General features: G+C 44.7%; 8 protein-coding genes. 7 read left to right on the top strand and 1 reads right to left on the bottom strand.

Features of this window, described 5'->3' with window-relative positions; all coding sequences use genetic code 11:
* Window positions 1–85 precede the first annotated feature (85 nt).
* On the bottom strand, window positions 86–1,177 hold the full coding sequence (locus JC606_RS11930; RefSeq protein ID WP_137408454.1) for an alpha/beta hydrolase: 1,092 nt from the start codon (window positions 1,175–1,177) through the stop codon (window positions 86–88).
* 452 nt (window positions 1,178–1,629) lie between these two features.
* Here JC606_RS11930 and JC606_RS11925 point away from each other — a divergent pair, with 452 nt between their 5' ends.
* The 7 genes from JC606_RS11925 (at window position 1,630) to JC606_RS11895 (ending at window position 14,132) form a co-directional block, all read left to right on the top strand.
* Window positions 1,630–2,334 carry a response regulator gene (locus JC606_RS11925; protein WP_137408455.1) on the top strand — a complete coding sequence of 235 codons (705 nt, stop codon included), beginning with the start codon at window positions 1,630–1,632 and terminating at the stop codon, window positions 2,332–2,334.
* A gap of 36 nt (window positions 2,335–2,370) precedes the next feature.
* Window positions 2,371–3,690: an ATP-binding protein gene (locus JC606_RS11920; protein ID WP_198778650.1), complete on the top strand. Its 1,320-nt coding sequence runs from the start codon at window positions 2,371–2,373 to the stop codon at window positions 3,688–3,690.
* Window positions 3,691–3,888: 198 nt separating this feature from the next.
* A complete protein-coding gene (locus tag JC606_RS11915) occupies window positions 3,889–4,164 on the top strand; it encodes a hypothetical protein (RefSeq protein ID WP_008216093.1) in 276 nt (91 codons plus the stop codon).
* Window positions 4,165–4,702: 538 nt separating this feature from the next.
* Window positions 4,703–7,072, top strand: a complete 2,370-nt coding sequence (locus tag JC606_RS11910; protein ID WP_198778649.1) for a M4 family metallopeptidase — start codon at window positions 4,703–4,705, stop codon at window positions 7,070–7,072.
* Window positions 7,073–7,182: 110 nt separating this feature from the next.
* Complete coding sequence (locus JC606_RS11905; RefSeq protein ID WP_198778648.1) at window positions 7,183–8,718, top strand: M28 family metallopeptidase; 1,536 nt, start codon at window positions 7,183–7,185, stop codon at window positions 8,716–8,718.
* A gap of 706 nt (window positions 8,719–9,424) precedes the next feature.
* Window positions 9,425–11,317 carry a methyl-accepting chemotaxis protein gene (locus JC606_RS11900; protein ID WP_198778647.1) on the top strand — a complete coding sequence of 631 codons (1,893 nt, stop codon included), beginning with the start codon at window positions 9,425–9,427 and terminating at the stop codon, window positions 11,315–11,317.
* A gap of 217 nt (window positions 11,318–11,534) precedes the next feature.
* Window positions 11,535–14,132, top strand: coding sequence for a hypothetical protein (locus tag JC606_RS11895; protein WP_198778646.1), 2,598 nt, complete (start codon window positions 11,535–11,537; stop codon window positions 14,130–14,132).
* Window positions 14,133–14,143: the final 11 nt, after the last annotated feature.

Below are 14,143 nucleotides of genomic sequence, written 5' to 3'. Positions count from 1 at the left end.
AAAAACCACAAAAAAGGTTGATAATGACAAAGCCACTATCAACCTTTAGCAATCGGTGGAGAATGATCAGTTGTCGTCCCCAAACTTACTCAATACGGGTAATGAAACTGTATTTATCAGAGTCCGCTTTCGTCATCCAATACTCACCAGAAGCTGGGGCTGAATTTAGGGTAAACATATAAAAAGCGATCCCTTTGTCTCCCATCACCTTCTTAAAGTAAGTCGCTTGGCTGCGATGGCTCTCGTTAGTGTAAGGAAATTCTTTCGCGGTTTTATCTCCCTCAGCCCAACTATGCACACCAACCTGCTTATTCTGTTCAATGGCTTTACTGGTGTCTGCACGTTGTAAAATACGTGGGTAACCCGCTGCGAATAAGTCCGTACCACCCGAGAAAACCGACCCTCTTGGAGTCACGATGGTTGTCATCTTATTGCTATGGATCATGCGTCCGGTGTACATGTTGATTTCATCATCGCCACTCCCCCCAATATGATTATCGAACTTTAATGTCATATCTCGGCCTTGAGATAACTTCACAATATCAAACAGCTGAGAATAGGTTGATACGCCTAACGTTGAGTCAATGCGCTCACCAACACCGGGCTCATTAAATCTATCTCGGTAAAAGGCTTGAAAAGCGAACGAAGTGGTAACCGTGACTTTGTTATCTTGTAGAGAGCGGTTTAGAACCGTAGAGCCTAGCGTTGTCACGTAATCTAACGCTTCGGTATAGAACTCAAATTCAATAGGCTGTTTTCTGTCACTAGTTGTCGTTTGGATTAACGTGGTTTCATTCGACACTGAGCGCTGTGCAGCATTGCACTCAAACGCATCATAGAAGTTGCCTTCCTTGTAAACGCCACAGGTATCAACTCCAGCATCGGGGAAATACACGTCAATGGTTTGACCCAGTCGGTCGACAAGCCTGATGACTTTCTTCTGCTCACTTATGTCCTCGGCAAACATCACTTTCTCGTACTGCACACCATCGTAATTCAGTATGAAGGCTTCTTGGATCTCTTCTCGCTCTTGATACAACTCTCCTAGCTTGGCCGATGAGAACACGTAATCGGCTTTGGGTTGAGGTAATTGTTTCTTCATTGTGTTGGAGCCAGACTGGCATCCAGCTAACAGGATTAATGGTAATGCCAACAACGCGTTTCGATAGTACTTCATGCAATGATTCCCCAAACGTAAGATGGGGAAATTCTATTATTTAGACTTCAAACTATCTGTAGTGGGAATGTAATAGAATGTACAGCGACTGATACTCGAAAAAACGGGACTGCCTCCAGGCTTATTGAAAGTCACCCGAGAGTTCCAAGTATCCCATTGGGTATGGCTTAGTGCACCTACCGCTTTACATCTAGTCTCTTGAAATAGAACCTCGCCATTAAACCCATTCGAAAATTGGGTTTGGTGGCGGCCAGTCTTACATTTGAACAATGTTTTTTATTTTTGTTATAAATGCCAATTCAGCATTGAACTAACTTATAAAGTGTTTAATCATTTGCATCAGGTATTTTTCGTGAAGCATTCGAACCGAATATGCAACTATGATTATCCGAGTAAGATAATTGCACTCACGAAATCTCATAAATTAAACACACGATAAGGCTGATAATGGAATGACAAAACCTAGAATGATCATCGTGGAAGATGATTTGAAGCTTCAAAGAATGTTGCAAGACTACTTTATCGCACAAGACTTTGACGTCTCGGTACTCGATGATGGCAGCAGTGCTGCACAGACCATCCTCGCTGAACAGCCAGACATTGTCTTATTGGATCTGATGCTTCCTGTAAGCGACGGACTTACAATCTGCCGACAGACGCGTACACATTACAAAGGTAAAATTCTGATGCTCACCGCTAGCGATGACGACTTTGATCATGTCGCAGGCTTAGAGACAGGGGCTGATGACTATGTCACCAAGCCAATCAAACCAAGAGTTCTGCTTGCAAGAGTTCGTTCATTATTACGCCGCCAAGACGCTAACACCGCTTCAGCCGATGACTCGGACAGCCTACAGTTCGATCAACTGTTGTTGAAAAACACCTATAAGAAATGCGAACTGGCGGGTGAGGTTTTGTCACTTACCGACAGTGAGTTTGACCTACTCTGGCTATTAGCGAGTAACCCAGATACACCACTATCTCGCGACTATTTAACAAAAACGTTGCGCGGCATTGAGTATGACGGGATTGATAGAACCATTGATAACAAAGTCGTACGCCTGAGAAAAATACTGGGTGACGACCATGCGCCAGCAGAAAAAATTCAGACCATTCGCGGTAAAGGTTACTTATTTGTTTCCACCGCTTGGCATTAACCTCGCTCAGTACGAGCGTAATGAAAGAGAATAATTATGCGACGTATCTATTTGGAGTCCCTAATAGGGCTGTTAGTTTGTTTTATGGCAGGTATTATCGCCTATGAAATCAGTGTCTATCAGCTCAATACTGACTACGAATATGTACTGCAAGATTATGAAGCGGCAGCCCATCAACAGCTGATAGAAAACATCGTTAAGAATCAAGGGCTTGAAGCTGCTCATCAAGCGATAAACCAGTTTGTCAAAACCACACGAAATAAACTGGTGATCCTCAGCCCACAAGATGAAATACCAGACCCCGTTTCACAATTCTTCATTGCTCATCCAGACTCCTTTATCTTTCATGATGACGAACGTGACCTGTGGTTTCGCTTAGCAAGTAGTGACAACACTTACCACTACCTCCCCAACAGCGAAGCGTTTGTTAGGCAAAAGATAGAGTTAGAGGATGATCTTATTTGGTTGTTCTTTTTAGGAAGCTTTATCTTATATGGCTTATGCCACGTACTGGTCATATTCCGCCGAGTTAAAAAGCTAGAATCTGCCACTCTCAGCTTTGCAGAAGGGGACCTCTCTTCGCGCGCTGAAACCTCAAGTGGCATTGCGATTGGATCATTGAACAAGTCCTTCAACCTCATGGCCGATCGGATTCACCGCTTAATTGAAAGTAATCGCTCGCTCACCAATGCGGTCGCTCATGAACTGCGCACACCAATATTTCGTATTCAGTGGCAAGCTGAAATGCTGAAAGACACGCCGTTAAGCGAAGAACAAGAGAAAACCATTGAGAGCATTGTTGAAGACACGGAAGAGATGGAGAAGATGGTTGATGAGCTTTTGTATTATGCCAAGCTCGACAGCACTGAACTCGAAAGCCTACAGCAGCCATTGGAAATAAAAGACTTTCTCGAGCACGCGACGACGCGCTGGAGCAAAGAGACCGCGCTCAGTATTGACCTTTACTTACCAGAACACAAGCAATCGATAGTCGCTGACGAAACCCTGCTCAATCGTGCTTTGGATAACCTCGTACGTAACGCCATGAAATTTGCACGCACACAGATTTCAATTGAAGTAACCAAACACCAAGATCAGCTACAAATTGCGGTACATGACGATGGTGATGGCGTTGCAGAAGAACACCGGGCACACCTGTTCGATCCCTTTTATGTTGGCGACAAAGCACGTAACAAAGCTAAGAGCGGTCATGGCTTAGGACTATCTATCGTCGATAAGATCTGCGCCCAACACAATGCAAACGTCCTAGTCGCTCAAAGCCCTAGTTTGAAAGGTGCGGTCTTCACCATCACTTTCCCACTCTGTAACGAAGCAGCTGACAAAGCCATACAGTAACGACAAAACACCTCTGGAATAATGTTCACATCGGTTGGGAGGCGTTGTCTCCCAATCCATTTATTCGATCTAGATAACCTTGGCGCCACATTAATGGCTTGTCACTTGAGTGCGGCGAAGAACCGCTCCGACGTGCTTTATGAGTCATTAGTGCCAAAGGCAAAGCCTCTAGATCCCATTTATTCTAAAGGTATGTTTATGAAAAAATTATTAGTTGTTTTAGGTATTGTATCTCTTGCCGGTTGTTCAGGTATTACCCACAACGATGAGGTGTACACTGCGCACGCTGAAAGCTTCAACATCGTAGGCTTCCAAATTCCTGGCAATACACAGGATCGAGCAATGGAACTGGTTCCTGAAGGTGCAAGTGTTGATACCATCCGTTCAACAAACTCTGACACAAGCTCTGCCCTTGGTATCATCAACCGCATTATCGGTATCGACTACGTTCAAGTTGGCGGTAAAAAGCAGTAATTTGCGAGAGCTTACGCAACTTTACACGCTAGCTAATCCAAGCAAGAATCTTCAAACCAGTGACATTCATCGCTGGTTTTTTTGTTCCTGACGTTTTGAGCGCTGTGCCAAAAAACGTCTCAAAAAGCGCGATGCGAAATAAATGACAACTTAAGCAATAATCGTCTAAAAGATAGAATCTTCGTGAAAACTATTTTTAAAATCACTTAATCCTCGAAAAGTACAACGTACGCATTTCAACCATTTACCCTTCTATCAATTTGAGCTCAATTAATTGAGGTATAGATCAATTAACGAGAAAACTTATTTCGTACAAAAAAACATCAAGTAACAAAATTATTACGATTTTATAAATAAAACCTAAGGTTACATCGAAAAAAAAACAGAAATGATAAGCATATGTAAACACTAGAAATATAACTTTCATGAATAAAAGAGAGCTCTGCCATGCTACTAATTAATCCGATCGAATAATGTAAATTCAATGTGATATTTTTGTTACGTTTTCATGGATTTTACATGGAAAGAGAAAATAACAATGAAAATGAAAAAGCGTTTAGTTGCCGTTGCTATAGCTAGTGCTATGTCTTTATCAGTGCACGCGGGTGAATCCGTTAGCATTAATCAACCGATCAACTTTACAAGCTTCTCTGGGCTAAATACTCAGTTAGGCGTCAGCAATGCTTCAAGCTTCAAAATGGTTAAAGAAGTTAACCTGAAAAAGCGCGGTATCTACAAAGTTAAGATCCAACAAAACATTTGGGGGACGCCGGTTTGGGGGCACTACCTAAACGCAACCCAAAGTGTTCAAGGTGGCGCACTTAAGTCTGTTCAAGGTCGCTACCTGAAAACCACGACTCTGGAGCGCTCTTTCGTTAAGCCATCCATCAACAGTGCTCAAGCTGTTGAGCTGGCGAGTAAAGACCTAAAAGCCCAGAGCGTAGCTAGCAAATCACTAGACAACGTACAACATGAGCTGTTTATCTACCAAGGCGCGTCGAAGCAAGGTGTTGGAGCACAAGGGGCTGATAAGACACGCCTCGTGTACGTGGTTTCTTACCTTGTGAAAGGTAGCGAAAAGCCTTCACGCCCATTCACTATGCTGGATGCTCATACGGGTGAAATCATCGACCGCTGGGAAGGTATTGCTCACGCTCAGATAGGGACAGGCCCTGGCGGTAACGAGAAGACAGGTATGTACGAATACGGTACCGACTATCACTACCTTGATGTTCAAGAAAATGGCACAGAGTGTGTTATGGAATCGGAAAACGTTGTCACGGTTGACCTAAATGGCGCAACAGACGGTGATACTGTTTACAGCTACGAATGCCCTCGCAACGAACATAAAGAAGTGAACGGAGCTTACTCTCCTCTGAACGATGCTCATTACTTCGGTAACATCGTTTTCGACATGTATAAAAACTGGTTCGATACAGCACCACTCTCTTTCAAACTCATGATGCGTGTCCACTACGGCTCTAACTACGAGAACGCCTTCTGGGACGGCAAAGCGATGACCTTTGGTGATGGTGAAAGCTTCTTCTACCCACTTGTCAGCTTAGACGTGTCTGCCCACGAGGTGAGTCACGGTTTCACAGAGCAAAACTCAGGTCTGATCTACGCAAACCAATCTGGTGGTATGAACGAAGCATTCTCTGATATGGCCGGAGAAGCAGCAGAATACTACATGAAAGGCACCAACGACTGGATGGTGGGTCGTAACATCTTTAAAGGTGACGGCGCTTTGCGTTACATGGATGACCCATCGCGTGACGGTTCTTCCATCAACAACGCATCGGAATACTACGACGGCTTAAACGTGCACTACAGCTCAGGCGTGTTCAATAAGGCATTTTACCACCTAGCAACGACACAAGGTTGGGATACCAAGAAAGCGTTCGAACTTTTCGTTTTAGCAAACCAAATCTACTGGCAGGAAAACAGTGATTTTTGGCAGGGTGCGTGTGGCGTGAAAAACTCAGCCACTGACCTTGGCTACAATGCCGATGATGTGGTTTCAGCCTTTGAACTGGTTGGTGTTACGCCATGTGCAGAGCCACCACTACCGCCAGAACCAGAATATCAGCGCCTAGAAAACGGTGTTGAAACACCAGTAGCCGGTGGAACAGGTTCAAAAACTTACTTTGATATCGAAGTACCAGAAGGCCAAGACAAACTGACTATTGATCTTGCTGTCTCTACCGGTGACCCAGATATGTATGTCGGTCTCGATTATGCGCCAAGCTCTCAGGAGAACATCTGTAAGAGTGAAAGCGTCACCGATGAAGTTTGTGTCATCGAAAACCCAGTAGCAGGTCGCTACACAGTTAACATTCTGGGCTACTCAGACTACTCAGATGCAAATCTAAAAGCTGCGTACGAAATAGGCAGCACTAACGTGCCACCTGTCTCTTCATTCGAGCACACCATTACCGGACAAGAAGTCGAACTTCGTAGTACAAGTTCGGATAGCGATGGCCAAATCGTTTCTTATCAATGGAACCTTGGCGATGGCAATACGCAGACTGGTGAAGTGACTCGCTATACCTATGCTGAAGCAGGTAGCTACGTAGTAACACTCACCGTGACTGACGATGCTGGCGTTGCAACATCAACAAGTAAATCGATCACGATTGAAGGCGACTCTGCGGAAGGTTTCCCTCTAAAACTGAAGTTCGGTAACAAAAATCCGAATGGCAAAGCTCGCGTTAAACTCGCATGGGATTACGACACAAACGACTACTTTGTGATTAAACGTAACGGCAAGAGTGTTGGTGCAACAGACTTCAACTCATACGTCGACAAGTTCCGTCATAACGGCACTGTAGATGTGGAGTACCAAGTGTGTACCTCAAGCGAGGTTTGTTCAGAAACCAAGCACTATCGTTTCATCAAAGCACAATAATCGATAGTTAATTCAGGGCTCCGAAAGGGGCCCTTTGACTATGTGGGTAATGAAAATCCTCATAGCTAAAACAATAAAAAACAAAAATATAACGATAAAAAGGACATCAAATGGCTATTCAAAAAAGTATCCTCGCTATGGCTCTATTTGGCAGCGCTACGGCTTATGCATCTTTAGGAATCACACCGCCAGCAAGCTCAGAAGTTTGGATCACAACCGATGCTGACGCTCAGCACCTGATAGTTGAACACGGCGCAACGGTATACCCAGCTGTGAATGGAAATAAACACTCCATCATTGCAAAAATCAACGCAAAACAGTTGGCTAAACTTTCTAGCCACATGCACGAAGAAACTCACCGCTGTGGTGGCTACATGGTTCATGAAGACAAGGCTAGCGCATTAAAAGCTGCCGCAATGCCGCTGACAATGAGCACCTTCGAAAAGCCGACGATCAGCCACCAAGATACTGTCAACGATTTGCTTGCTCAGGTCGAGCCAAACAATATGGTCACGACCATAGAAGATCTGACCAGCTTCACCAACCGTTTTTATACAACGTCTACAGGTGTGGAGGCTTCCGACTGGCTGCTAGATCGCTGGATCATGGAAATTGAAGGCGTGCCTTACGCCTCAGCACGCCAAATCACTCATTCCGGTTATCCGCAAAAATCGGTCGAAGTCACCTTACTTGGCGCAAAATACCCAGAAGAGGTCGTCGTTGTTGGCGGACACCTTGATTCAACCGTAGGGTCTTGGACAAGTGAAGGTACTATTTCCCCGGGGGCTGATGACGATGCTTCTGGTATTGCTACCGTCACAGAATCACTACGTTTAATGATAGCTAGCGGTATTCAGCCAGACAAAACCATCAAGTTTTATGGCTACGCGGCAGAGGAAGTGGGACTCCGTGGTTCACAAGATGTCGCTGCCAGTATGAGAGATAATCAAGCAAATATTATCTCAGTGCTGCAACTGGACATGACCAACTACAACGGCTCTGCGCATGACATCACCTTCATCACGGATTATACCGACAGCAACCTAACGGCTTACCTAAGCGAGCTGATTGATACCTACGCTAGCGATATCAGCTACAGCTTTGATCGTTGTGGTTATGCCTGTTCTGATCACGCCTCTTGGCACAATGCTGGTTACCCTGCGGCAATGCCTTTCGAGAGCATGTTCCACGACTACAACCCAAACATTCACACCCAATTCGATACGCTTGAAAACTCAGATCCAACAGCCTCACACGCCTCGAAGTTCGCGAAACTGGCGATTGCTTACCTTGTAGAAACCAGCCTAGATTCACCAGTTTCCGGTCCAACAGAGCTTCAATACGACACCCCTGTTGAAGGGCTATCAGCGGGTTATGGTGAAGAGCAATACTTCACCGTAACGACTGAAGACTCTGGCCAGTTAACGGTAACCCTGACGGGCCCTCGCAGTGGCGATGCCGACTTATACGTCAAATATAACGGTGTGGCGTCAAAAGCGAACTTTGACTGCCGCCCATATCAGAACAGCAGCAACGAACAGTGTGTATTGAACAAACCTGCGGGTGAATTCAGCATCATGGTGCGCGGCTATCGCAACTTCAGCGATGTGTCTATCATCGCTAACTTTATTCCTGAACTTCTCTAGGGCTGACTAGCTAAACTCAAGCATGACATGGCTTACTGCCAAAATAACCAAAACAAACGCAGCCAAACCGGCTGCGTTTTTTGTTAGAGAGACTGAGGAACTTGAGAGCCAATACTATTTTACGAAAATGCGTTAATTTAAGTGTAAATAGAGAAATTCTTTTCACCTAATAATGACCATAAATATATTACGCTTATTTTAATCAGTGAAAACTACTCCCACACATTAACTTAAAGAAAAGCTAAAATAGAAAAGCCTTAATTAGAGACCCCTTCATTAATTCTATTCTCTCCTCTCTATTATGGGAATCCACAACTCAGACCAGTAAGAAAGTTTAAATAAAATTAAACAAACTTTCATTTTATGATTTATTTAAAGTAAACAAATGCCATAACCTTATTTTAATTAAGGGTAATAATCAACGAGCACCCCCATACACACCAAGGCATAAGCAATAAAACCAACAAGTAAGACCAGTTTAATTCTGGGATGTTGGTTCAATAAAAACAAGCGCTTGATACACCAAATAAATAAGTAATCAATGCATTTAATAAATATTGCATATATTAATTAGATGTATATTATTCACAAATAAACCAAGCTTATACGTGAATTTTATAAGTGTTATATTATTTGAAGTTCGGATATTCATCTGAATTATAAGAAATCTTAAAAATAATCAACACTGCTTATATTGGAACAAGTTATGAGTGCTAAACTAAAAATAATGCTTTCTATTATGGGGCTAACAGTCATGTTAATCATGACGACAAGCTTTTTAAGCTGGAAGAATTTCGAGACTTCGTCGACCGTAAGTTATAAAAAACAGTTGGGATATAAATCTCAACTTATCGCAGATACTATCGGACAGAAAATTAATCGCTACTTTGATATTTTGAACGTAGTGAGCAATGAGCTGTCTTTCGATGAGCGTGGTCAAGTCGACACATCACGAGCAATCACAACGCTCCATAGTGCCATGAGCTCAACCAAGGTTACTAACATCTACTTTTCTCTAGCGGATGGTACTTCCTACTCGTCAAAAACCAATGGCATCATCGAAAACTTTAATGCCAAAACCAAACAACGCGAATGGTTTTTGAAAGCAATGAGTGGCGAGGACAAAATCATTACTCGTCCTTACCTGGCGTCAACCGGTGACCAAGTAATGTCTCTAGCAACGCCTATCTACAAACAAGGCAAGATTGTCGGCGTTGTTGCTCTAAACATCCTGGTTGAAGACCTGACCAGATTCACCGAGCATCTCACCACAAATAATAAAATCTTCGTCACTCGTGAAGATGGCTTTATCTTAGCCGCACAAAACGCGTCTTTGATAGGTAGAAATATCTTCAACGAGATCCCAGCTTTTGCGAACAGAGACACCACGCGAGAAGAGAGCTTCGAGTACGTTTATCAGAATACAGAGTTCTTGGCAGCAGGCGCTAAAATCAACGATCTTGGTTGGAGTGTATGGGCGTGGGATAAAGAGACCACTGTTAATCAGGACTCAAAAGATAACCTGACTCAAACTCTGATCACCTCTTTGACGCTACTGCTTATTTGCGCGGGTTGCGTGTACTACGTTGTTGAAGTTTTGGTTTACCGCCCACTAGGTGGAGAGCCAAGCGAAATAGAAGCGACCGTAGCTAAAGTGGCCTCTGGTGACTTTACCGCAATCAAACAACAACAGGGCAAAGCGATTGGTATCAATGCTGCGGTTAACGATATGGTCAATGAGCTGAGCACCACAATTGAGACCATCCGTAACTCATCGAACGACCTATTTATCTTTGCCGAAGGCATAACCAACGCAGCCGATAGTGTAAACGCAAGTTCCGCTTCGCAAATGGAACAGTTAGAGCAGACTTCGACGGCAATGAACGAAATGTCTGTCGCTGTAGATGAGGTCGCGCAAAACGCCCACCGAGCTTCAGAAGCAGCGATGCAAGCGGCGCAAGAAGCACAGTCTGGCAATCAAACATTTGATACCGTGAATCACAGTATTGTGAGCCTCTCTCAGGGTATTCAGGAAGTGTCTGATGTGATCAATACCGTGGGTGAGAAAACCTCAAGTATTGGCACCGTACTGGACGTGATCAAGGACATTGCAGATCAAACCAACCTGCTTGCTCTTAACGCTGCCATCGAAGCTGCGCGAGCAGGTGAGCAAGGCCGAGGTTTCGCAGTTGTTGCTGACGAGGTTCGTAACCTAGCTAACCGAACTCAACAGAGCACCAACGAAATTCAAGAGGTGATTACTTCACTGCAACATGAAGCCAATAGCTCTATGGAAATGATGCAGATGAACAGAGAGGCATCAAATGTCACCATGGAGAATGCGAAACAAGCACAGGCTTCACTCAATGAAATCTCGAGCTCTATTACCATTATTGAAGACATGAATACACAGATAGCCACAGCGACTGAAGAGCAAACTCTTGTCGCTGGCGAAATCAATCAGAGTATCGTTGACGTCAATGACAAAGCCCGCGAAACACACAACTTGTCGGCATCAAACCAAGAGAAAGCGTCAGAGCTTATTGCACTGTCTGAGAAGCTCACACAAGCAGTCAGTACCTTTAAGCTAAACCGTTAACATCAGCAAGATTCAACAAAGACTGATTAGGGGAAACAGCTCCCCTAATCACAACACCACAGCTAAACCTCATATCACCCCCCAGGTGATTTGAGTAAACAATTTTTCGAAACACCCCACACAACAACCTTTAGTTATCTCTTTTCCATCTCGGCAAGGAGAGGCTTTTTGCTTTCTAAATTAAGCATATAACTTCACTAACAATAAGGATAAACCTATGAAGTTAAAAAGATTAGCACTTATTACTGCTATGATTTCATCCAACGTTAATGCCTTTCAGGTCTGTAACATCGGAGACGAATATAACGTCTTGGACAGCGAAAGCTTTCATCAGATCCGACAGAAAAACTATGATGCCTTCGGTGAAGGTATTACTCCTGAAAACCTGTTTCCATCAGCGCCAGAGCACATTGTCGACTTAAAACCCTCTCTCTCTGAAGCCAGTGATGTTTTCCCTGAAACTGCCACCTTACTAGAAACAGGCCCCACCTCAGCTGTTACGCTAGCACCTGAGGAAGCTGTAAGGCTGATGGACACTTTGGGCCGTTCAACGACAGGGCTAGCAAAAGGTGCACTGGAAGCTCTGGGACCGATTGGCGACGCGGTTGCCGTTGGGCTTTGGGCAAATGAGGTCGCAACTAGCTTCCAAGATGAATCACGTACCTCTTACGATCGATTTGCCACAGTAATGGGGCTCGTCGATTGGTTTGGCGTTTTAAAGCTGCCTGCGAGAGAGATCGACCGCCAAATTTTGAGTAGTCGCTGGGATAGAATTGCAGCAGGTAACCATTACAGTTATCACGTTCATGAGGATCTCGTTACGCAGCAAGATTTAAGAGACAAAATTTATTGGGCAGAACTCGCCTCAGACCAGCAAGCGATGTTGAACGCCGTTGCACGCGGCTTTGCCACCGATCTTGCCCTCAAATACCAACAACATTATCAAGAAGTGGTAAAAGCTCAGACCATTATGGCGGAAGAGCTGATCACCGCGGTCGATCACGAGCTCCGCAAGGCCATCTTTAGCCAACTGGCTCTCGACCACAAAGACTCTCAACTGTTTGCATCGGACATTGCCTCTAGCTGTAACGAGGAAACTCGAGTGCTGGCAGACCTTTATCCTGATCATGATATTGAAGAGAGTAACTCCCTACCACCAGCATTACCTTCAAAACGCCAAGCGAACCGCGCATTGGCCAAACTTCAGCACTGTCAGCAGAACCTGCTAGATCAAGCCATTGCCAAACTGAATGAGTTGCGAACAGGTCAAATTGAGGGGCTAGACCAAGCTGCAGTTCAACAGCTGTATGCACGCACACTTGCGGCTAAAACACAGATCATCGAAACGGCAGATAATCATGTCAATCTACTGATGAGCAAGCTACAAAGAGAGATGTTCACACAAGGTGATATCGCCATAGAGCGACTATTCCGTTCAGGTTCGGTAGAAACCATGCATAATTTCCTCAAGGGACAAGCCGAGCGCAGCGCCATTGACGAGATGACACGCAGCATTCTGGGGCGCCTAGCAACAACACAAGAAATACGCAACAAAGAGATCGTCCTGCAAAGTGGTTACGAAAAATGCGTTCGTATTGGCATTCTAGGAGGCGATCCAAACTTTAGGGGTTGCGTTGAGTACGCTTGGGTGCCAGCAGAAACTCGCCCATTTATTCCATCTGAAGATACCGTTATTGCTCAGATCTTGCCGCCAAGCAAAGAAGCAGTAAAACGCGTGCTTTTCGATTCACTTAGTAACCTAATTGATCATGGTTGGAATGCCGAAGCAGAGGAGCGTTGGTTGGAACAACAGTTGCTGGATTTTTCTGCGCAGCAACGTCTAAAAAAGCAAGCTGAATTCGACAAACAACAGGTTTATCACTGGTTACTGGACTCAAGCGCAATGCTTGAAGGTGAATGTGGTGGCGGTAGCGCATGTGCTGGGTGGAGCTTGTCTTACCTTCAAAAAGAGAACCTTTCACGACAAGCGTCGCTACATTATATCAACAATTGGCACGCAAATTACTCAGGCAAAGGCGCCTATGTGCATTCGAAGCGCTATCAAAAGCTTGGTGGCTTGATCACCACTGCGCTAGAGAGTGAATGGCAGGCTAAGAGAGCCGTCGAGTTTTATAGCTTCACTTACCCAGGTAGCATTGATCTTCAGAAAAATGCGCCACTGATTTATTCTGCACTGAAATCGTCCTCACTGGATCTTGCTCACCTGCAAGGCAACACGCTGCAACTCGCGAAAGGGATCGTAAAAACTCGTCTTGCTGAAGCGATCAGTGTCTCCGACAGCAACGGTGTTGAGTGGCTACATTCACAAGTGGGCCAATTCCAGCGCTATACATCGATCATCCATTCTCAGCATATCTCTACTGGGCACTACGCCTCTGGGGAAGGTGAAGTCACCGCTCTGTTTTCAGAGATGCTGCCTGCTCACCTTATGCGCTACCTGATTTCAGACATCATCCCTGATAGCTACGATGCGCGCATTGAGCGTTCTATCGACGCCATCTTTAACCCAACGTCTGAACTCAATCAAAAACTCGATAAGTTAAGCAATACAAATGAAAACTTTACCGATAAACCGGGCCGTAGCTGCATGATTTACTACCCATACCTTAAGAGCGCACTGCTTGATGTTGCGTCTGATGATGCTCTGTATTGGATTTCACCTATCTCAGAATGGTACGACGCCGTCACTCGCCAACAGCTCAATATGTTTGGGGCTCTGAAATATGCCGTCATCAATCAGAACACTTTCGGCATTCCATGTGATTTAAGCCCTAACAGCTACCAATACCAATAAAGGGCGGACAC

This window comes from Vibrio sp. IB15 (assembly GCF_016406055.1).
In the GTDB taxonomy this organism is placed as follows: Bacteria; Pseudomonadota; Gammaproteobacteria; order Enterobacterales; family Vibrionaceae; genus Vibrio; species Vibrio chagasii.
The sequence above is the reverse complement of the archived record's forward strand: the minus strand, read 5'-3'. Positions and strand labels throughout refer to the sequence as shown.

Bases quoted from the DNA above. Each gene is read 5' to 3' on its own strand.
- JC606_RS11925 (WP_137408455.1), top strand. From the start codon at position 1,630: ATGACAAAACCTAGAATGATCATCGTGGAAGATGATTTGAAGCTTCAA.
- JC606_RS11910 (WP_198778649.1), top strand. From the start codon at position 4,703: ATGAAAATGAAAAAGCGTTTAGTTGCCGTTGCTATAGCTAGTGCTATG.
- JC606_RS11930 (WP_137408454.1), bottom strand. From the start codon at position 1,177: ATGAAGTACTATCGAAACGCGTTGTTGGCATTACCATTAATCCTGTTA.
- JC606_RS11915 (WP_008216093.1), top strand. From the start codon at position 3,889: ATGAAAAAATTATTAGTTGTTTTAGGTATTGTATCTCTTGCCGGTTGT.
- JC606_RS11920 (WP_198778650.1), top strand. From the start codon at position 2,371: ATGCGACGTATCTATTTGGAGTCCCTAATAGGGCTGTTAGTTTGTTTT.
- JC606_RS11905 (WP_198778648.1), top strand. From the start codon at position 7,183: ATGGCTATTCAAAAAAGTATCCTCGCTATGGCTCTATTTGGCAGCGCT.
- JC606_RS11895 (WP_198778646.1), top strand. From the start codon at position 11,535: ATGAAGTTAAAAAGATTAGCACTTATTACTGCTATGATTTCATCCAAC.
- JC606_RS11900 (WP_198778647.1), top strand. From the start codon at position 9,425: ATGAGTGCTAAACTAAAAATAATGCTTTCTATTATGGGGCTAACAGTC.